Raw genomic sequence first — 18514 nt, forward strand, 5'->3', positions numbered from 1 at the left:
GCGGGCCGGGTCGCGGGGCTCATGCTCCCGGCCGGACCGGTGCCGTACGCTGGCCGCACAACTCAACACGCTGCTCGAACCGCGGCGGGAGAGCTCCCGCAGACCCCGACAGGGGCGTCGCGGGGCGCCGAAGGAGCAACCCTCCCCGGGAATCTCTCAGGCACCCGTACCGCCGTGGCCAGGCAACTCTGGAAAGCGGCGCCGGCCAGGTCCGGTGCCCACCGACGGTGCAAGCCGGCGCGCCCCGGAGCCACGTCCCGGCGGGACGCGCTCACGGCGGACCGGCAAAACTCTCAGGTCACCCCGTACGGGGTGGATGACAGAGCGGGGAGCCCCTGCCCGTCCCGGCGCGTGGACCACCACGCCCGGACGACCCTGTGGAGCAGCCCGTGACCGACCTCGCCGTGCCGCACGTGGCCGCCGCCACCGGCCCCTCGTCCTCCTCCGCCCTCCGCGCCGTGCGTTCCCCGGCCGCGCAGGACTTCGCCGACCGGCACATCGGCCCGCGGGGGGACGAGACGTCCCGCATGCTCGCCGCCCTCGGGTACGACGACCTCGACGCGCTCGTCGACGCGGCGGTGCCGGCCGCGATCCGCACCGACCGGCCGCTCGACCTCCCCGCGGCGCGCTCCGAGGAGGAGGTGCTCCGTGCGCTGCGCGCGATCGCGACGCGCAACCGCGTGCTGCGCCCGATGATCGGGCAGGGGTACTCCGGCACCGTGACCCCGGCGGTGATCCGGCGCAACGTGCTCGAGTCGCCCGCCTGGTACACGGCCTACACGCCGTACCAGCCGGAGATCTCGCAGGGTCGGCTCGAGGCGCTGCTGAACTTCCAGACGGTCGTGTCGGACCTGACGGGCCTCGACGTGGCGAACGCGTCGCTGCTCGACGAGGCGACGGCGGTGGCCGAGGCCGTCGCCCTGATGTGGCGCGCGTCGAAGGCGACGACGGGCACGGTGGTGCTCGACGCCGAGCTGTTCGGGCAGTCGCTCGCGGTGGCGCTCGGGCGGGCCCGGGCCGTGGGGCTGCCGGTCGTGGTCGCGGACCTCACCGACGGGCTGCCGGAGGTCGACGGCCCGCTCGTCGGCGTCGTGCTGCAGCAGGTCGGGGCGTCCGGCGTGCTGCGGGACCTGCGGCCGCTGGTGGCGTCCGCGCACGAGCGCGGTGCGCTGGTGACGGTCGCGGCGGACCTGTTGGCCCTCACGCTGGTGACGTCGCCGGGCGAGCTGGGCGCCGACGTCGCGGTCGGCTCGGCGCAGCGCTTCGGTGTCCCGCTGTTCGGCGGCGGCCCGCACGCGGCGTTCATGGCGGTGCGCAGCGGGCTCGCACGCACGCTGCCCGGGCGTCTGGTGGGGGTGTCCGTCGACGCCGACGGCGCGCCCGCCTACCGCCTCGCGCTGCAGACCCGTGAGCAGCACATCCGCCGCGAGAAGGCGACGAGCAACATCTGCACGGCGCAGGCGCTGCTGGCGATCGTCGCGTCGATGTACGCGGTCTACCACGGCCCCGACGGGCTGCGGGCGATCGCGCGGCGGGTGCACGGGCACGCGCGAGGCGTGCAGCGCGGGCTGCGCGACCTGGGCGTGACGGTCGTCCACGACGACGTCTTCGACACCGTGCGCGCGCACGTGCCAGGCCGTGCGACGGACGTGGCGCGGGCGGCTGTCGACGCGGGCATCAACGTGTGGGTCGCCGATGCGGACCACGTGCAGGTCGCGTGCGACGAGACGACGACGGCGGCCGACGTGGCGGCGGTGCTGGGCGCGTTCGTCGCCGCGGGCGTCACCACGGCCGCGGCCGACGGGGCCGTCGCCTTCGGCGCGTTCGCGGGCGAGCCCTCCGAGCCGCGCGCCGAGCTGCTGCGGACCACCGACTACCTCACCCACCCGGTGTTCCACGTGAATCGTTCCGAGACGGCGATGCTGCGCTACCTGCGCCGCCTCTCCGACAAGGACCTCGCGCTCGACCGCACGATGATCCCGCTGGGCTCGTGCACCATGAAGCTCAACGCCACGGCCGAGATGGAGCCCATCTCCTGGCCCGAGTTCGCCGACGTGCACCCGTACGCGCCGGCCGACCAGACGCAGGGCTACGCGGACCTCGTCGCCGAGCTGCAGGGCTGGCTCGCCGAGATCACGGGGTACGCCGCCGTGAGCGTGCAGCCCAACGCCGGGTCGCAGGGCGAGCTCGCCGGGCTGCTGGCCATCCACGCGTACCACGAGGCCCGCCGCGCCGACGGCGACGAGCACCGCGACGTCTGCCTGATCCCCGCGTCCGCCCACGGCACCAACGCGGCCTCCGCGGCGCTCGCGGGCCTCAAGGTCGTCGTCGTCGCCACCGCCGAGGACGGCGAGGTCGACCTCGACGACCTGCGGGCCAAGCTCGACCAGCACGGCCCGCGCGTCGCGGCGATCATGATCACCTACCCCTCGACGCACGGCGTCTACGAGGAGCACGTGCGCCAGGTCTGCGACCTCGTGCACGTCGCCGGCGGGCAGGTGTACATCGACGGCGCCAACCTCAACGCGCTCGTCGGGTTGGCCCGCCCGGCCGAGCTGGGCGGCGACGTGTCGCACCTCAACCTGCACAAGACGTTCTGCATCCCGCACGGCGGCGGCGGCCCAGGCGTGGGGCCCGTCGCGGTGGCGGCGCACCTCGCGCCGTACCTGCCCGGGGACCCGACACCGGGTGCGACCGGCGCGGTCGTGGCCCCGGTCGCCGCGGCGCCCTGGGGGTCCGCCGGGATCCTGCCGATCTCGTGGGCGTACGTCGCGCTCATGGGCCCGGACGGGCTGCGCCGCGCGACCGAGACCGCCGTGCTGGCGGCGAACTACCTGGCCACGAGGCTGCGGGAGCACTTCCCGGTCCTGTACACGGGCCCGGGCGGGCTGGTCGCGCACGAGTGCATCCTCGACCTGCGCCCGCTCACCAAGGCCACCGGCGTCACGGCCGAGGACGTCGCCAAGCGCCTCATGGACTACGGCTTCCACGCGCCGACGCTCTCGTTCCCCGTGCCCGGCACGCTCATGGTCGAGCCGACGGAGAGCGAGGACCTGACCGAGCTGGACCGCTTCGTCGAGGCGCTGGTGGCGATCCGCGCGGAGATCCAGGCGGTCGCCGACGGCCGCTGGCCCCTGGCCGACTCGCCGCTGCGCCAGGCGCCGCACACCGCGGCGTCCGTCAGCGCCGACGTGTGGGAGCACCCGTACGGGCGCGAGCAGGCCGCGTTCGGGGTGCCGTCCCTGCGGGCCGGCAAGTACTGGCCGCCCGTGCGTCGCATCGACGGGGCCCGCGGGGACCGGCAGCTCGTCTGCTCGTGCCCGCCCGTCGAGGCGTACGCGGACGACGTCCGATGACCGCCGCCGGCACGCCCGACGCCACCGCCCCCGCGACCGGAGACCCGATGACCGAGCTGCGCTCACCGCTGCACGACGAGCACGTCGCCCTCGGCGCCGTGCTCACGTCCTTCGCGGGGTGGCAGATGCCGCTGCGCTACACGTCCGACCTCGCCGAGCACACGGCGGTCCGCACGGCCGCCGGGCTGTTCGACCTGTCGCACATGGGCGAGATCGAGGTGCGTGGCCCCGGTGCGGGCGCGTTCCTGGACCGTGCGCTCGTCGGCGACCTGTCGGGCCTGCGCGTGCTGGGCGCCCGCTACACGATGGTCGTCCAGCCGGACGGCGGCGTCATCGACGACCTGGTCGTCTACCGCACGGGCGACGACGTCTACCTGGTCGTCGCGAACGCCTCGAACCACGACGTCGTCCTCCACGAGCTGCGCGAGCGCGCGGACGCCGTCCGCGGCGAGGTCGGCGACGTGGACGTCGTCGACCGCTCGGCCGCGACCGCGCTCGTCGCGGTGCAGGGGCCGCACGCCCTCGCCGTCGTCGAGGCGCTGGACGCCCTGGTGCCGGACCCGGCCGCGCCCGCGGACGTCACGCCGGCGACCCTGCGGTACTACGCCTGCCTGCCGATGCGGTTCGAGGGCGGACCCGTGCTCGTCGCCCGCACCGGGTACACCGGGGAGGACGGGTTCGAGTTCTTCGTCGACGCCGCCGCCGCACCCGCGCTGTGGCGCGCGCTGCTGACCGCGGGCGCCGCCCACGGCATCGCGCCGGCGGGCCTCTCGGCACGCGACTCCCTGCGCCTCGAGGCGGGCATGCCGCTGTACGGCAACGAGCTCGACCGGACCACGACGCCGCACGACGCCGGCCTGGGACGCGTCGTCAAGCTGGGCAAGGTCGACGCCGACGGCCGGCCGCTGCCGTTCGTGGGCCGCGACGCGCTCGCGGCGCGCGCGCAGTCGGCACCCGCGCGCGTGCTCGTGGGGCTGCAGGGGCTGGGGCGGCGCGCCGCCCGGCACGGGTACGACGTCGTCGCGTCGACCGCGCCCGACGCCCCGGTGGTCGGGACGGTCACCTCCGGCGCCCCGTCGCCGACGCTCGGCCACCCGGTCGCGATGGCGTACGTGACCCCCGAGGTGAGCGCCGAGGGCCGGGAGCTCGCGGTCGACGTGCGCGGACGGCGCGAACCCGTGCGCGTCGTGCCCCTTCCCTTCTACCGTCGACCTCGGTGACGGCAACCCCGCCCCGCGACCCTCAGCCCGACCCGACAGGAGCACCCATGGCCACCGACCTGCCCACGACGTTGCAGTACACCGCCGAGCACGAGTGGGTCGACGAGGGGTCGCCCGCCACGGTCGGCATCACCGCCGTCGCGGCCGACGCGCTGGGGGACATCGTCTTCGTCGAGCTGCCCGCCGTGGGCGACGAGGTCGAGGCCGGCGCCGTGATCGGTGAGATCGAGTCGACCAAGTCCGTCTCGGAGCTGTTCTGCCCGGTCTCGGGCACCGTCGTCGAGGTCAACCAGTCGGTCGTCGACGACCCGTCTCTGGTCAACACCGACCCGTACGGCGAGGGGTGGCTGCTGCGCATCGAGGTCGTGTCCACCGGCGCTCTGCTCTCCGCGCAGCAGTACGGGGCCCTCAACCCTTGAGCCGTACGGGTGGGTGACAGCACCCAGGATTCACCCGTCAGGCGCAATTTCTGGACGATCGTCCATGCGTAAGGGTGCTTGCTCGAACGGGTGACATGGCGCACAGTGAAACGGACGCAACCTCCGCCGTCGGATGTATCAGGCGGTCAGGTGAGACGTCATGACAGGTGCAGCTATCGGCACCGCGGGGGGGATCTCACGGTGATTCAGAGAAATCGGCGAAAGTCGCGTCATAGCGACGTGTCGCGCCGCTCTCATCCGGTACGCAGCCCATGCGGGGCCGGAGAGTCCGGGACCGCCGCCCACCGGAGGACATCATGACCATGCTGGACACGAGCGCGACCATGCAGACCATGGGCGCGCACTCGCTCACCCGCCGCGAACGGGTCGTGCTGGGCGAGCTCGCCGAGGACGTGACCCTCGAGGAGATCGCCACCCGGCTGTTCGTCACGCGCAACACCGTCAAGTCGCAGGTGCGCAGCGTCTACCGCAAGATCGGCGTCTCCACGCGCGCCGAGGCCGTCGCGTGGGCCGAGTCCCACGGCATCCGCTGACCTCCGACGTGCCGCGGTGGCCGGGTGGGAGCCCCCGCGCCGCACACCACGCCAGCTCGTGCTCGTCCGCCCGGCCGGACCTCCCCGGCCGCGCGAGCGGACGTCCGACCGCGCACACCGTCGTGACCCGGCCGTGACCCGTGACTGGCAGACTCGTGGCATGACCCCTGTGCTCGTCGTGGCGGCCGCCGTCGTCGACGACCTCGACGACCCGCGGCTCCTGCTCGCCGCCCGGCGCGCCACCCCGGCGAGCCTCGCCGGGCGCTGGGAGTTCCCCGGCGGCAAGGTCGAGGCGGGCGAGACCCCCGAGGACGCGTTGCACCGCGAGCTCCGCGAGGAGCTGGGCGTGCGCGTCGGCCTCGGCGTGGAGCTCCTGGGTCCCGACGACGGAGCCTGGCGGCTCTCCGACCAGTACGTCATGCGGCTGTGGTTCGCCGAGGTCGTCGAGGGTGAGCCCGAGCCGCTCGTCGAGCACGACCAGCTGCGCTGGTTGCCCGACGGCCAGTGGCTCGACGTGCCGTGGCTCGACGCCGACGTGCGCATCGTCGAGGGCCTGGCCACCTTCGTCGCCGGCTTCGGCAAGGACCGGTCGGGCCCGGTGGAGCGCACGGCCTGAGGGCCGCCGCGGACCCTTCGCGCGGACGGCGGCTGTGCGTTCGCTGTGAGCGAACGGGACCTCCAGACCTGTTGGCACTCTGGGACGCCGAGTGCTAATCCTTGACGTGTAGCCAGCCGGTGGCCGAGCCGCCGGGAGCACCGGGGACCCGGGGGGTCCGGGCCCCACGTCGAGGAGGTGAGGGGAGTGGCTACTCGTTTCGACCCGTTCCAGGAGATGGACCGCGTGCTCGCGCAGGTCCTCGCGTCCGACCGCGCGTCCGCGACCATGCCCATGGACCTGTACCGCGACGGGGACCACTACGTCCTGCACGTCGACCTGCCGGGCGCGGACCCGGGGACCATCGACGTCAGCGTGGACGACCGCACGCTGACCATCCGCGCCGAGCGCAGCGCCCCCACGGAGCACGACGTGCAGTGGCTCGCCAAGGAGCGCCCCGTCGGGACCTACGCCCGCCAGCTCACCGTCGGCCGCGGCCTGGCGCTCGACAAGATCACCGCGAACTACGCCGACGGCGTGCTGACGCTCACCGTCCCGGTGGCCGAGGAGGCCAGGCCGCGCCGCGTCGAGATCCAGCACGGCGCGTCGGCGACGTCCATCGAGGCGCCCACCGCCGGCTGACGCACGGACCCAGGGCTGGATCGCCCTCTCTACGAGAGGACGATCCAGCCCTGCCTCACCGCGCGTGAGAGGTCGCACCACCCCCGCGCCCTGCGCGTGAGATGTCATTCCATCCCCGCCTCTTGCGCGTGAGATGTCATTCCAGTCGCGCCTCTCGCGCGTGAGAGGTCATTCCAGCCCTGCTTCTCGGCGGTGAGGTGTCTTTCCGCCCCCTCGATGTCGCTCCGGCCGTCCCGGCCGGGCTCAGGCCGGTGACCCGAGCGTGGTCGTCAAGCGGTCGAGGGCGTCGGCGACGATCCGGGGCGACGTCGCCAGGTTGAGGCGGACGTGCCCGTGGCCGCCGGCGCCGAACGTCGGGCCCGGGTTCACCGCCAGCCGACCCGTCTCGAGCAGCAGGCGTGCCGGGTCCGTGCCGCTCGTCACGACGGCGGGCGTGTCCCGGACGTCGAGCCAGGCGAAGTACGTCGCGGCGGGCCGGATCCAGCGGGCGGACGGCAGCCGCTCCGCCAGCGTCGCGGCGACGAGGTCGCCGTTGGCACGCACCGCCGCGCGCACGTCGGCGAGCCAGGCGTCCCCGTGCCGGTAGGCCGCCTGGTGCGCGATGGACGCGACGTGGCTGACGCCGTGGCCCACGATCTCGGGCATGCGCCGCAGCTCGTCCGCCGCCGGGCCGGGCACGGCGAGCGCCGCCTTCAGCCCGGCGAGGTTGAAGGCCTTCGACGCGGAGTGCAGCGCGATGGCGTCCGGGATCACGGTGGTGGTGGGGACGAACGGCTCGTCGCCGACGACGAGCGGCGCGTGGATCTCGTCGGCGACGACGCGGACCCCGTGGCGGGTCGCGAGCTCGCCGACGGCGCGGAGCTCGTCGGCCGTGTGCAGCGTGCCGGTCGGGTTCTGGGGGTGGCAGAGCAGGTACGCCCGCGCGTCGACGAACGCCCGGTCCAGCGCGTCGAGGTCGAGGCGCCCGGCCGCTGTGAGCGGGGCGTCCACGACGTGCCGCCCGGCGTGCTCGACGAACGAGCGGAACGGCGGGTACACGGGCGGGTTGACGACCACGCCGTCGCCCGGGCCGGTGAGCAGCCCGAGGACCTCGACCAGGCCGAGCATCACGTCGGGGACCATGCGCGTCCGGTCGACCGGCACGTCCCACCCGTGCTGCCGGGCGGCGAAGTCGGCGAACGCCTCGGCGTACGCCGTGCCGCGCGGGCTCGTCGGGCCCACCTCGTACCCCGTGTCCCCCGCGAGCATCGCGCCGGTCACCGCGGTGACCACGGCGTCGAGCGGGCGCGCGTCCATCTCGGCGACGAACGCCGGGAGCACGTCCTCGGGGTAGGTGTGCCACTTCAGCGAGGTGCGGCGGCGGAGGTCCGGGACCGTGACGTCGAACGGGGAGGCCATGCACCGCAGGGTAGGGCCGGACTGGATCGACCTCTCGCGGGGAGGGGGAGGTGCGGACGGGCGAGGCCCCGGCGCCGTGGTGCGGCGGCCGGGGCCTCGGGACGTGCGGGGTCGCGTCAGAGCGTCGCGCGGACCGTGCGGGTCGCGGCCACCAGGTGCTCGAGGGAGGGGGTGACCTCCTCGTAGCGGCGGGTCTTGAGGCCGCAGTCCGGGTTGACCCAGAGCTGGTCGACGTCGATGGTCCGGACCGCCTCGGTGAGCAGCTCCGTGACCTCAGCCTCCGACGGGACGCGCGGGGAGTGGATGTCGTAGACGCCCGGGCCGACGGCGCGCGGGTAGCCCGCCGCGGCGATGTCGCCGAGGATCTCCATCTTCGAGCGGGCCGCCTCGATGCTGGTCACGTCCGCGTCGAGGCCGTCGATCGCGTCCATGATCTCGCCGAACTCCGAGTAGCACAGGTGCGTGTGGATCTGCGTGTCCGGACGCACGCCTGCCGTCGAGAGCCGGAACGAGCGGACCGACCAGTCCAGGTACGCCGCGTGGTCCTTCTCGCGCAGCGGGAGCAGCTCGCGCAGCGCGGGCTCGTCGACCTGCACGACGGCGATGCCGGCGGCCTCGAGGTCCGCGATCTCGTCGCGCAGCGCGAGGGCCACCTGGTTCGCGGTGTCGCCGAGCGGCTGGTCGTCGCGGACGAACGACCACGCGAGGATCGTCACCGGGCCGGTGAGCATGCCCTTCATCGGCTTGGCGGTGAGGGACTGCGCGTACTGCGCCCACGCGACCGTGATCGGCGCGGGCCGCGACACGTCGCCCCACAGGATCGAGGGGCGCGTGCAGCGCGAGCCGTACGACTGGACCCAGCCGTTCTGCGTGACGGCGAACCCGTCGAGGTTCTCCGCGAAGTACTGCACCATGTCGTTGCGCTCGGGCTCGCCGTGCACCAGCACGTCCAGCCCGATGCGCTCCTGCAGCTCGACGACGCGGCGGATCTCCGCCTTCATCTCGTCCTGGTACTGGTCGGCGGTCAGCTCGCCCTTGCCGAAGGCGGCGCGCGCCTTGCGGATCTCGGGGGTCTGCGGGAACGAGCCGATGGTCGTCGTCGGCAGCGCCGGCAGGCCCAGGCGCGCGGTCTGCGCGGCCTTGCGCTGGTCGAACGGGCCGCGACGGAACTGCTCGTCGGTCAGGGCGGCCGCACGCTCGCGCACCTCCGGACGCACGACGCCCGGGGCCGTCGCGCGGGAGCTCACCGCGTCGGACGCGGCGAGCAGCTGCTCGTGGATGGCCTCGCGGCCATCGGTCAGGCCCTCGGCGAGCGTGGCGACCTCGCGGACCTTCTCGTCCGCGAACGCGAGCCACTCCACGAGCGTGCGGTCGAGCGCCGGCTCGTCCTCGAGCGTGTGCGGGACGTGGAACAGGGACGTCGACGTGCCGACGGTGACCGCGGCGGCGCCGAGCGTCTCCAGCTGCTCGAGGACCGCGAGCTTCTTGTCGAGGTCCGCGCGCCAGATGTTGTGGCCGTCGACGACTCCGCCGACGAGCGTCTTGCCGGCCAGGCCGGGCACGGGCACGGACGGCGCGTCGCCGCGCACGAGGTCCAGCGCGAGACCCTCGACGTCGGTCGCCGCGACCACGGGCAGGGCGGCGCCCAGGTCGCCGTACGGGGCCGCGAGCAGGATCGCGGGACGCTGGGGTCGCGCGAGCTCGGTGGCCAGCGCGCGGTACGCACGGGTGGTCGCCTCGGCCAGGACGTCCGCGGAGACGCCGACGGAGTCGGAGACCAGCGCGGGCTCGTCGATCTGCACCCAGGTCGCACCGGCCGCGGCGAGCTCGGTCAGCAGGCGCGCGTACACGGGCAGCAGGTCGTCGAGCCGGTCGATCGGCGAGAAGTCCGCGGGGGCGTCCTCCGTCGGCTTCGCGAGCGCGAGGAACGTCACGGGTCCCACGACGACGGGTCGCGTGAGCACACCGTCGGCCAGCGCCTCGGTGAACTCGGCGACCGGACGGTCCGACGCGTACCGGAACTGCGTGTCCGGGCCGATCTCGGGGACCAGGTAGTGGTAGTTCGTGTCGAACCACTTGGTCATCTCGAGAGGCAGGTCGTCGCCGCGGCCACGGGCGACCGTCGAGTACCCGGCCAGGTCGAGTCGGCCGTCGGCGTCCTGCAGGTCCGCGAAGCGCGCGGGCACGGCGCCGACGAGCGCGGTGGCGTCGAGCACGTGGTCGTAGAAGGAGAAGGCGCTGGGGATCGCCGGGGCGTCGGTCGCCAGCCCGAGCTCGGCCAGACGCGTGCGGGTGCGGCGGCGCAGGTCGGCGGCGACGGCCTCGACCTCGTCGGCCGACGTGCGGCCCGCCCAGAACGCCTCGAGGGCCTTCTTCAGCTCGCGGCGCGGGCCGATGCGGGGGTAGCCGAGGACGGAGCCTGCGGGGAAGGCCGGGATCGCCGGCGCGGGCGTGGTGTCGGTCATGACAGGGTTCCTCGCGGTGTCGTCGTGGTCGCGTCGGCGGGGACGCCGTCGGGCGCGGTGAGGTCGTGGGGGGCGACGGCGCTGCGGCGGCCGCCGACCAGGTCGGCGCCGTCGAGCAGGTCAAGCGCCGCCTCGTGCTTGTTGAAGGTGTAGACGTGGATCCCCGGGGCCCCGCCGTCGAGGACGCGGTTGACGAGGTCGACCCCCGCACGCGTGCCGCGGCGGTGACGTTCCGCGGGGTCGTCGGTGGAGCCGAGCAGGTCGAGGAGCCGGTCGGGCACGGGGACGCCCGTGAGCTCCTGGACGCGCAGCAGGCGGGCGGGGTCGGTGGTCGGGATGATGCCCGGCACGATCGGGATGGTGACGCCGGCCGTGCGCGCCTCCGCGACGAGGCCGAGGTACGCCTCGGCGTCGAAGAAGAGCTGCGAGATCGCGAAGTCCGCGCCCGCCTCCTGCTTCGCCAGCAGCGCCTGCACGTCCTGAGCACGGGTGCCGCCCGTGGCGTGGTTGCCGCGCGGGAACGCCGCGACGGCGACGGACAGCGGACGGACCCGCGCCCGGACGGCCTGGGCGGCGCTGCGCCCGCACCGGCGTCGTTCGATGTCACGGAGCAGCTCGACCAGCTCGGCGGCGGTGTGGACGCCGTCGGGGTGCGGCCGCCAGTCCGGCTGGCCCGCCGGCGGGTCGCCGCGCAGCGCGAGGAACGAGCGCACGCCCTCGTCGAGGAACTCCTCGACGATGGTCGTGACCTCGTCGCGGGAGGTCCCGACGCAGGTCAGGTGCGCGATCGGGTTGAGCGACGTCTCGCGCAGCAGCCGGCGGACGAGCGCCCGCGTGGTCTGCCGCGTGTGGCCCGACGCGCCGTACGTGACCGACACGAAGTCCGGCTCGACGGTCTCCAGCTCCCGCACGGTCGACCACAGCCGGGGTGCCGCGTCGGGGTTGCGGGGAGGGAAGAGCTCGAACGAGACGGTGGGGCGGTCCAGGGCACCGGCCTGCTCGGTGCGACGCCTGGCCGCGCGGGAGCGCTGGGCGCCCGGGACGGTCTCGATCTCGGCCACGGCGGTCATCGGGCCGGGGTCGTCGGCGTCGGGCGGGACGTCCCGCACGAGGGGTCGGTGGCACGGGTGCGCACGATCATCGTCACTCCATCGTTCCTGGCGGAAGCACCCACACCCTCGCGAGGAGGGGGGTTGCTGCGGCGTCGTCGAGCCAGGTCTCTCAGCCGCTCTGGATGGTCGCCGAGGATCGTAGCCCGGCTGCCCGGATGGCGGACAGCGCGGCTCGTCATGTGAGACGACTTCGTCCGCCCGGCGACCTCGCCGCCGGCCTCGCGCCCCGCCACCGTACGGCGCGGGCGCGGCCGCACGCCAGGAGTCCCCGGCGTGCGGGCGTGTCACACCCCGGCCGTCCGCGGTGTCCCAGGTGCAACGGGCCGGGTGGTCCGGCGGCGACGAGCGGAGGAGACGCCATGCGAGGACGCAGGACGACACGGCCCGACGGTCGGACGGGCGCGCGGGTCGTGGTGGTGGGCGGCGGGTACGCCGGGACCATGGCCGCCAACCGGCTGACGGGCGCGCCCGAGGTGGCACACGTGGTGCTGGTGGACGAGCACCCGTACCTCGTGGAACGCATCCGCCTCCACCAGCTGGCCGCGGGCACGGGCACCGCGACGCGCGACGACGTGGTGGCCGCGGGTGTCGAGCGGCGCACCGCGCGCGCGGTCCGGGTGGACGACGGGAGCGTGCTCCTCGCCGACGGCACGCGCGTCGCGTACGACCGGCTCGTCCTCGCGGTCGGCAGCGGGCCCGACGTCCCGGCGGACGTCCCGGGAGCGCGGCAGCACGCGCTGCCGGTGGCGGGCCTGCAGGACGCGCACCGGTTGGCCGACGCGCTCGCGGGCGTCGGACCGGGCGCCGCCGTGACCGTGGTCGGTGGCGGGCTGAGCGGCATCGAGGTGGCGGCGGAGATCGCCGAGGCGCTGCCGGACGTGCGGGTGCGGCTGCTGGCCGGCGGGCGGCTGGGCCCCGGCCCGGGCCCGGTGGGGCCGGGCCGTCGCGTGCTGGACCGAGGGCTCGCCCGTCTCGGTGTCGAGGTGCTGGAGGGCGCGCGGGTCGCGGAGGTCGAGCACGGCAAGGTCGTGCTCGGCGACGGGCGCCACCTGACCAGCGACGTGACGGTGTGGGCCGCGGGGTTCGCCGTGCCGGACCTCGCGCGTGTCAGCGGCCTGCCCGTCGACGCCGCCGGCCGCCTGCGCGTCGGGCCGGACCTCGTCTGCGCGGCGGACCCCCGCGTCGTCGGTGCGGGGGACGCGGTGGCAGTCGACGGGTCGGCGTGGCGCATGACGTGCCAGGCGGCCGTCCCCATGGGGGCGCACGCCGCCGACGTCGTCGCCGACGGCCTGCGCGGCCGCACGCCCGCACCGTTCCGCTTGGCGTTCGCCGCGCAGTGCGTGAGCCTGGGCAGGCGGCGCGGTGTGCTGCTGCGCGTGCACGACGACGCGACCCCGAGCCGGGTGCTGCTGGGTGGGCGCGCCGCGGCGACGATGAAGGAGCTGGTGTGCCGGGTGACGGTGCGGGTGCTGCGGACGGAGGCGCGTCACCCGGGACGGTACAGGTGGCTCCCGTGACCGAGCACGCCCGCGAGTTCACGGAGCTCCGGCCCCTGCTGTTCACCATCGCGTACGAGATCACGGGGTCCACGGCCGACGCCGACGACGTGCTGCAGGACAGCTGGCTGCGGTGGTCGGCGGTGGACCTGGCGACGGTCGAGCACCGGCGGGCGTACCTCGCACGGGTCGTGTCGCGGCAGGCGCTGAACGCGCTGCGGGCGTCGTCGCGTCGCCGTGAGGAGTACGTGGGCCCGTGGCTGCCCGAGCCGCTCCTCGTCTCCGCGGGCGACCTCGCGGACGACGTGGTGCTGGGCGAGTCGGTGTCCATGGCGGTGCTCCTGGTGCTGGAGAGCCTGTCCCCGGCGGAGCGGGTCGTGTTCGTGCTGCGGGAGGTGTTCGGGTTCGAGCACGCCGAGATCGCCGGCGTGGTCGGACGCACCCCGGCCGCGGTCCGCCAGCTGGCCCACCGCGCGCGTGAGCACGTGGAGGCCCGCCGGCCGCGCTATGAGCCGCGCGGCGACGAGGCCGCGCGTGCCGTCCAGGAGTTCCTGCGGGCCGCGGGCACCGGGGACCTCGACGGGCTGCTGGCGGTGCTCGACCCCGACGTGCTCCTGGTGTCCGACGGCGGCGGGAAGGTGAGCGCGCTGCGCCACCCGCTGCGCGGGGCCGCCGACGTGGCGCGGTTCGTGCTGGGGCTCTTCCGGCTGGCCACGCCCTCGCACACCTTCGGGCTCGCGGGGATCAACGGTGCGCCCGGGGTGGTGGTGCGCCGGGGTCACGACCTGGAGGGCGTGTTCTGCTTCGACGTCCAGGAGGGGCGCGTCGTGGGCGTCTACGGCGTGCGGAACCCCGACAAGCTCGCGTCGCTCGCCCAGGTCCGGCGCGTGGGTCGCTGACGCCCCGTCTCAGCGGGGGCGGGACCGGGCCGCAGGACTCAGCGGCGCCGGCGGTGCAGGGTCGACGTCGTCTCGCGGGACGTGCGCTGGTGCGGCAGGCCGAACCACGAGGACGACGGCGCGCTGACGGGGACGGCGAGCAGGCCGTCCTGGACGGCCTCGAGGACGACGGGGTCGGTGTCACCGGGGGACAGCCACGCGTCGTGCGCCGCACGCACGGCGTCGTGCCGTCCGTCGTGCTCCGCGTAGTCGGTCATGTGGGCACCCTAGCCCTGCCGGGGGAGCCTGCCGAGGCGTGGGCGCCGTTATCACTCCCCGGGAGTAGTGGCACCTGGTCGTCGGCGGTCATCGCGCGCTGCGCGACGAGGCAGTCGGCCAGGTGGTCGTCGACGACGCCGCACGCCTGCATCGCGGCGTAGGCGGTGGTCGGGCCGACGAACCGGAAGCCGTACCGCTTGAGCTCCTTGGCCAGGGCCGCGGACCCGGGCGTGCGGCCCGGCACCTCGGCCCACGTGCGGGGACGCGGGCGCGGCTCGGGTGCGTACGACCAGAGCACCTCGTCGAGCGTCCTGCCGGACTCGTGCAGCGCGAGCAGCGCGCGGGCGTTCGCGACCGTCGCCTCGATCTTGGCGCGGTTCCGCACGATCGCCGCGTCCGCGAGGAGCCGGGCCACGTCGTCGTCCCCGAACCTGGCGACCACCTCGGGGTCGAAGCCTGCGAACGCCTCCCGGAAGGCCGGGCGCTTGCGCAGGATCGTGATCCACGCCAGCCCCGACTGGAAGGCCTCCAGCGAGATGCGCTCGTAGAGCGCGTGCTCGTCGTGCACCGGGACGGCCCACTCGTCGTCGTGGTACGCCGCGTACAGCGGGTCGGAGCCGCCGAAGCACCGGAACGGCGCGGTGGTCGAGGTCGTCATGTCCCGAGTCTGGACCTCCGGGCCGGCACGCGCGGTCGGACGTCGCGACGACGGTGGACGGTGCCCGCAGCGCGTGGGCTGTGGTCGGCTCGGCGGGCTCAGGGAGGACCGGACACGTGGGAGGGGCGCGGTAGCGGGTCGTCGGGCCCGACGAGACCGCACCGGTAGGCGAACGCGACCGCCTGCGCACGGTCGTGCAGGCCGAGCTTCAGGAGCACGCGGGAGACGTGCGTCTTCACCGTGGCCTCGGCGACCACGAGATGCGTGACGACGTCGTCGGTGCGCATGCCGTGCGCGAGCAGCACCAGGACCTCACGCTCGCGTGGTGTGAGCCGCGCGAGCGCGCCTGGTGAGGGGACGTCGCGCAGGGGTGCCGCGAAGTCGTCCAGCAGCTTGCGCGCGACGACGGGGTCCAACCACGCGTTCCCGGCAGCCACCGCACGGACCGCGTCCGGGAGGTGCCGAGGTGCGGCCCGCTTGAGCAGGAAGCCCGAAGCTCCCGCGTGCAGGGCGGCGCGCACGACCTCGTCGTCGTGAAAGCTGGTGAGGACGAGCACCCGCACCGTGCGCCCGTCGAGCTCGTCCGCCGCCAGGAGGCGTGTCGCCTCGACCCCGTCCACGCCCGGCATCCGGACGTCCATGACGACGACGTCCGCCTCGGTCTCGCGAGCCAGACCGACCGCGGCGGCACCGTCGCCGGTCGTCCCCACCACCTCGATGTCGGGCTCGGCACCGAGCAGCAGGGCGAGCGCCTCGCGGACGAGGGCCTCGTCGTCGATGACGACCGACCGGATCCGGCTCACGACGTCCCGGCCCCGACGACCCGGTGGTCGAGCCCCGGACGCACCGGGAGAGCCGCCCGGACGACGAACCGTTCACCCTGGAAGGCGGCCTCGAGCGTGCCCCCCACCGCCCGGACCCGTTCGGCCAGGCCCACCAGGCCGTAGCCCGTCCCCGTCTGCGGCGCCCGCCCGTCCGCCGCCGCGTTGGAGACGTCCAGGAGCAGGCCGTCCTGCGACCACCCCCACCGCACGACGACGGGGTCGTCGGGGTCCCCGTGCTTCGTGGCGTTCGTCAACGACTCCTGCAGCACGCGCGCGGCGGCGTGCCGGACGCTCTCGTCCACCGGGCGTTCGGCACCGTCGATGCTCAGGTCGACCCGCAGGCCGGCGTCGCGGTAGCTCTGGACGACGGCCCGGACCTCTGCACCGACGTCGGTCCCGGCGTCGGTGCCCCGCGGGTCCGGTGCCGCGTCGGCGCCCGCCACGTCGAGCAGCCCGAGCATCCGGTGCAGCTCGTCGACCGCCGAGGCGCCGAGGTCGCCGACCCGGTCCAGCGTCTGCTCGGCCCGGGCCGGGTCGTCGCGCAGGACACGTGCGGCGGCGACCGCCTGGAGGGACATCAAGGTGATCGACCGGGCGACGATGTCGTGCAGCTCGCGTGCGATCCGAGCGCGCTCGAGGCGGACCGCCTCACGCTGCTTCTCCGCCTGCTGGGCCCGCAGGTCACGGAGCTCCCTGCCCCTCCTGCCCTGCAACCGGCCTGCAGCGACGAGGACCGCGTCGACCGCCAGGACCCCGGTGATCGCGACGAACGTCCGCACGCCGGTCGTCCCCGGTGCACCGGCGTCCGCCTCCTCCGCGACGATGATCGCCGTGGGCAGCGCGGTCGACGCGACGGCGCCGAGCGTGACGGCCCAGCGCGAGGAGGCCGCGACCGCGTAGAGGCCCGCCCACGTCGCGACCATCGGCCGGTATCCCGCGGTGGCGACGCTGATCGTCACCGACAGGACCAGCGTCACGGCGAAGGCGGCCACCGGGGCCTGGCGCCGCCACAGCAGGGGCACGAACGTCACCAGCCCGAGCGCGCCGACGAGCCAGCCGGGAGCGGTGTCCATGCCCGCGGTGAAGAAGACCAGGAGGTCGATCACCCACAGGCCGAGGAGCATCGGCACGTCCCGGACGACGGTCCGCGCGGGCCAGGTCGGACGCATCAGCGGGCTCCGCTCAGCGCCGCAACGGGTCCCCGGGGTCGCGCGGTCGCCGGCCGTCGACGTCGAACGGCCCGGCGAGGTCGCACTTGCCCGGGATCAGCACGCACATGAGGTCGATCCAGCCACCGTGGGTCCCCGGGTCCGAGAGGCCGGACCGCTGCTGCTCCTCCCACCCAGCGATCTCCTCCAGCACCGTCGTCGACCGCTCCCTGACACCGGGTGCGACGGCGCCCTGCCGTTCCAGGCACGTCCACACGTCGGGCTCCGTGGCGTGGTCCTCCCGGAGGCGTCGCGTGCTCAGGCTCCTTGACGGGGCCCGTCCCACCCGAGCAGGGAGCTGCACGAGGACGGCGGAGCCGTCACCGGATCCCATCCGCGTCGCGGACAGAGGGGAGATCCGCAGCACATCGCCCCTCTCGCCGTCGGTGCGGTGCGCGACGAGGACGTCGAAGGGTCCTGCGCCCAGCCAGTCGGAGGGTCCCGGTACCAGGACGGCGTCGTCGGACCACAGCACGCCCCAGCCGAGGTGGCCCGCCGCGGCGTCGGTGCTGTCGGCCGACTGCACGGTGACCAGCACGTCGTCGTCGGAGATCGGCATCGGTGCCCCCGTCGGTCGTGTCCGCTCCCGGTACCCATAGTCCTCACATCGGGCGGCCCGAGGAAGGGGTGCAGCACAAGTGGTGCCGGCCGTGGTCCGAGCGCCGGGCGGCGGTCGGACCACGGCCGCGAGGACGGCGGAACGGGCACCCGCTCAGTCGTCGTCGAGCCACGTGAAGGTGACGAGGGACCCGCCCGGCAGCGCAGCGAGGTCACCGATGTACAGGACCCGGCGACCGGTGTTGAGGAAGCCGGACTTCCAGAGCTCCAGGCTCTGCCCGTTGTCGACCTCGTGCGCCCAGAGGCTGTTCTCCGCGGTGTACCGGCCCCAGTACGGGTCGATCGAGATGTCCCACCGGCTGCCCAGCCCGTTCGGCATCACCAGCGTCTTCCAGGCGATGGAGCGGTCGAACGCCTGGAGCTTGAACCGCACCTGGTCGCTCGGGACGCCGGACCCAGCCGTGACGACCTGGTAGTGCAGCATGTCCGACGCGTCGTTGGTGGTGAAGTACCCCGAGCCCCGGGCGACCCAGTCCGACGGCAGATTCTGGGTCGCCGCGGAGAGCCGGACGGCCGGCGCGGCGGGGGTGGAGGCGGCCGACACGGGCGTGGCAGTCGCGGCCACCGCCCCGGCCAGGAGCGCGGTCGCGAGGACCGCGGACAGTGTGGTGCGGGAGGCACGCCCGGTCGGAGCACGCATGGGGATCACCTTCTCCATCGACGGGGCCGTCCTGTGCCGGTCCCTGGTGATCTCCACGGTGCTCGCGTCCACCCTCGCGGGTCGTCCGCCCTCGACATGACCTCGGACCTCGTCCTTCCGCGGCAGGAGCGTCCGTCGAAAGGTGTACGCCC

17 protein-coding genes and 2 riboswitches are annotated in these 18514 nt (G+C 74.6%); of the genes, 8 read left to right on the top strand and 9 right to left on the bottom strand.

The genetic code is table 11. The features are described from left to right. Positions 1–75 precede the first annotated feature (75 nt). Positions 76–182: riboswitch (glycine riboswitch) on the top strand. A gap of 276 nt (positions 183–458) precedes the next feature. From gcvP to NP075_RS00480, 6 genes are all read left to right on the top strand, one after another. Further along, positions 459–3356 (top strand): aminomethyl-transferring glycine dehydrogenase, encoded by a 2898-nt coding sequence (gene gcvP, locus NP075_RS00455; RefSeq protein WP_227563764.1) that lies wholly within the window; start codon positions 459–461, stop codon positions 3354–3356. Next, a complete protein-coding gene (gene gcvT / locus NP075_RS00460) occupies positions 3353–4576 on the top strand; it encodes a glycine cleavage system aminomethyltransferase GcvT (RefSeq protein WP_372456690.1) in 1224 nt (407 codons plus the stop codon). Before gcvP ends, gcvT begins: the two co-directional genes overlap by 4 nt. Before the next feature lie 47 nt (positions 4577–4623). Beyond that, positions 4624–4995 carry a glycine cleavage system protein GcvH gene (gcvH, locus tag NP075_RS00465; protein ID WP_227563749.1) on the top strand — a complete coding sequence of 124 codons (372 nt, stop codon included), beginning with the start codon at positions 4624–4626 and terminating at the stop codon, positions 4993–4995. Positions 4996–5312: 317 nt separating this feature from the next. Next, a complete protein-coding gene (locus NP075_RS00470; RefSeq protein ID WP_227563750.1) occupies positions 5313–5549 on the top strand; it encodes a helix-turn-helix domain-containing protein in 237 nt (78 codons plus the stop codon). A gap of 160 nt (positions 5550–5709) precedes the next feature. Further along, positions 5710–6165 carry a (deoxy)nucleoside triphosphate pyrophosphohydrolase gene (locus NP075_RS00475; protein ID WP_227563751.1) on the top strand — a complete coding sequence of 152 codons (456 nt, stop codon included), beginning with the start codon at positions 5710–5712 and terminating at the stop codon, positions 6163–6165. Positions 6166–6351: 186 nt separating this feature from the next. Beyond that, on the top strand, positions 6352–6786 hold the full coding sequence (locus tag NP075_RS00480; protein WP_227563752.1) for an Hsp20/alpha crystallin family protein: 435 nt from the start codon (positions 6352–6354) through the stop codon (positions 6784–6786). A gap of 243 nt (positions 6787–7029) precedes the next feature. On the opposite strand, the gene NP075_RS00485 is transcribed toward NP075_RS00480, so the two are convergent. The 3 genes from NP075_RS00485 to NP075_RS00495 all read right to left on the bottom strand — a co-directional run bounded on the left by NP075_RS00485 (position 7030) and on the right by NP075_RS00495 (position 11719). Next, the gene (locus tag NP075_RS00485) at positions 7030–8184 is read right to left on the bottom strand and encodes a MalY/PatB family protein (RefSeq protein WP_227563753.1); all 1155 of its coding nucleotides are present in this window, start codon (positions 8182–8184) and stop codon (positions 7030–7032) included. Positions 8185–8300: 116 nt separating this feature from the next. Beyond that, positions 8301–10649: a 5-methyltetrahydropteroyltriglutamate--homocysteine S-methyltransferase gene (gene metE, locus NP075_RS00490; protein WP_227563754.1), complete on the bottom strand. Its 2349-nt coding sequence runs from the start codon at positions 10647–10649 to the stop codon at positions 8301–8303. Next, on the bottom strand, positions 10646–11719 hold the full coding sequence (locus NP075_RS00495; protein WP_227563766.1) for a methylenetetrahydrofolate reductase: 1074 nt from the start codon (positions 11717–11719) through the stop codon (positions 10646–10648). Before NP075_RS00495 ends, metE begins: the two co-directional genes overlap by 4 nt. 64 nt (positions 11720–11783) lie before the next feature. After that, positions 11784–11890: riboswitch (SAM riboswitch) on the bottom strand. Positions 11891–12120: 230 nt separating this feature from the next. Here NP075_RS00495 and NP075_RS00500 point away from each other — a divergent pair. Further along, the gene (locus tag NP075_RS00500) at positions 12121–13278 is read left to right on the top strand and encodes an NAD(P)/FAD-dependent oxidoreductase (RefSeq protein ID WP_227563755.1); all 1158 of its coding nucleotides are present in this window, start codon (positions 12121–12123) and stop codon (positions 13276–13278) included. Next, positions 13275–14156, top strand: coding sequence for an RNA polymerase sigma-70 factor (locus NP075_RS00505; protein WP_227563756.1), 882 nt, complete (start codon positions 13275–13277; stop codon positions 14154–14156). Before NP075_RS00500 ends, NP075_RS00505 begins: the two co-directional genes overlap by 4 nt. Positions 14157–14194: 38 nt before the next feature. Here the strand turns inward: NP075_RS00505 and NP075_RS00510 are convergent, their stop codons facing one another. From NP075_RS00510 to NP075_RS00535, 6 genes are all read right to left on the bottom strand, one after another. Continuing rightward, positions 14195–14413: a hypothetical protein gene (locus NP075_RS00510; protein WP_227563757.1), complete on the bottom strand. Its 219-nt coding sequence runs from the start codon at positions 14411–14413 to the stop codon at positions 14195–14197. Beyond that, positions 14410–15072, bottom strand: coding sequence for a DNA-3-methyladenine glycosylase I (locus NP075_RS00515; RefSeq protein ID WP_227563758.1), 663 nt, complete (start codon positions 15070–15072; stop codon positions 14410–14412). The genes NP075_RS00510 and NP075_RS00515 overlap by 4 nt, the downstream gene beginning before the upstream one ends. 98 nt (positions 15073–15170) lie before the next feature. Next, on the bottom strand, positions 15171–15875 hold the full coding sequence (locus NP075_RS00520) for a response regulator transcription factor (RefSeq protein ID WP_227563759.1): 705 nt from the start codon (positions 15873–15875) through the stop codon (positions 15171–15173). Further along, positions 15872–17065 carry a sensor histidine kinase gene (locus tag NP075_RS00525; protein ID WP_227563760.1) on the bottom strand — a complete coding sequence of 398 codons (1194 nt, stop codon included), beginning with the start codon at positions 17063–17065 and terminating at the stop codon, positions 15872–15874. The genes NP075_RS00520 and NP075_RS00525 overlap by 4 nt, the downstream gene beginning before the upstream one ends. 13 nt (positions 17066–17078) lie before the next feature. Further along, complete coding sequence (locus tag NP075_RS00530; RefSeq protein ID WP_227563761.1) at positions 17079–17663, bottom strand: hypothetical protein; 585 nt, start codon at positions 17661–17663, stop codon at positions 17079–17081. Positions 17664–17816: 153 nt separating this feature from the next. Beyond that, a complete protein-coding gene (locus NP075_RS00535; protein ID WP_227563768.1) occupies positions 17817–18362 on the bottom strand; it encodes a hypothetical protein in 546 nt (181 codons plus the stop codon). Positions 18363–18514 lie beyond the last annotated feature (152 nt).

Origin of the sequence: Cellulomonas wangsupingiae, assembly GCF_024508275.1 — a bacterium.
GTDB lineage: Bacteria > Actinomycetota > Actinomycetes > Actinomycetales > Cellulomonadaceae > Cellulomonas > Cellulomonas wangsupingiae.

Coding starts and splice junctions, on each gene's coding strand:
- NP075_RS00535 (WP_227563768.1), bottom strand. CDS start 18,362: ATGCGTGCTCCGACCGGGCGTGCCTCCCGCACCACACTGTCCGCGGTC.
- NP075_RS00525 (WP_227563760.1), bottom strand. CDS start 17,065: ATGCGTCCGACCTGGCCCGCGCGGACCGTCGTCCGGGACGTGCCGATG.
- NP075_RS00485 (WP_227563753.1), bottom strand. CDS start 8,184: ATGGCCTCCCCGTTCGACGTCACGGTCCCGGACCTCCGCCGCCGCACC.
- metE (WP_227563754.1), bottom strand. CDS start 10,649: ATGACCGACACCACGCCCGCGCCGGCGATCCCGGCCTTCCCCGCAGGC.
- NP075_RS00475 (WP_227563751.1), top strand. CDS start 5,710: ATGACCCCTGTGCTCGTCGTGGCGGCCGCCGTCGTCGACGACCTCGAC.
- NP075_RS00500 (WP_227563755.1), top strand. CDS start 12,121: ATGCGAGGACGCAGGACGACACGGCCCGACGGTCGGACGGGCGCGCGG.
- gcvT (WP_372456690.1), top strand. CDS start 3,353: ATGACCGCCGCCGGCACGCCCGACGCCACCGCCCCCGCGACCGGAGAC.
- NP075_RS00470 (WP_227563750.1), top strand. CDS start 5,313: ATGACCATGCTGGACACGAGCGCGACCATGCAGACCATGGGCGCGCAC.
- NP075_RS00510 (WP_227563757.1), bottom strand. CDS start 14,413: ATGACCGACTACGCGGAGCACGACGGACGGCACGACGCCGTGCGTGCG.
- gcvH (WP_227563749.1), top strand. CDS start 4,624: ATGGCCACCGACCTGCCCACGACGTTGCAGTACACCGCCGAGCACGAG.
- NP075_RS00530 (WP_227563761.1), bottom strand. CDS start 17,663: ATGCCGATCTCCGACGACGACGTGCTGGTCACCGTGCAGTCGGCCGAC.
- NP075_RS00515 (WP_227563758.1), bottom strand. CDS start 15,072: ATGACGACCTCGACCACCGCGCCGTTCCGGTGCTTCGGCGGCTCCGAC.
- NP075_RS00495 (WP_227563766.1), bottom strand. CDS start 11,719: ATGACCGCCGTGGCCGAGATCGAGACCGTCCCGGGCGCCCAGCGCTCC.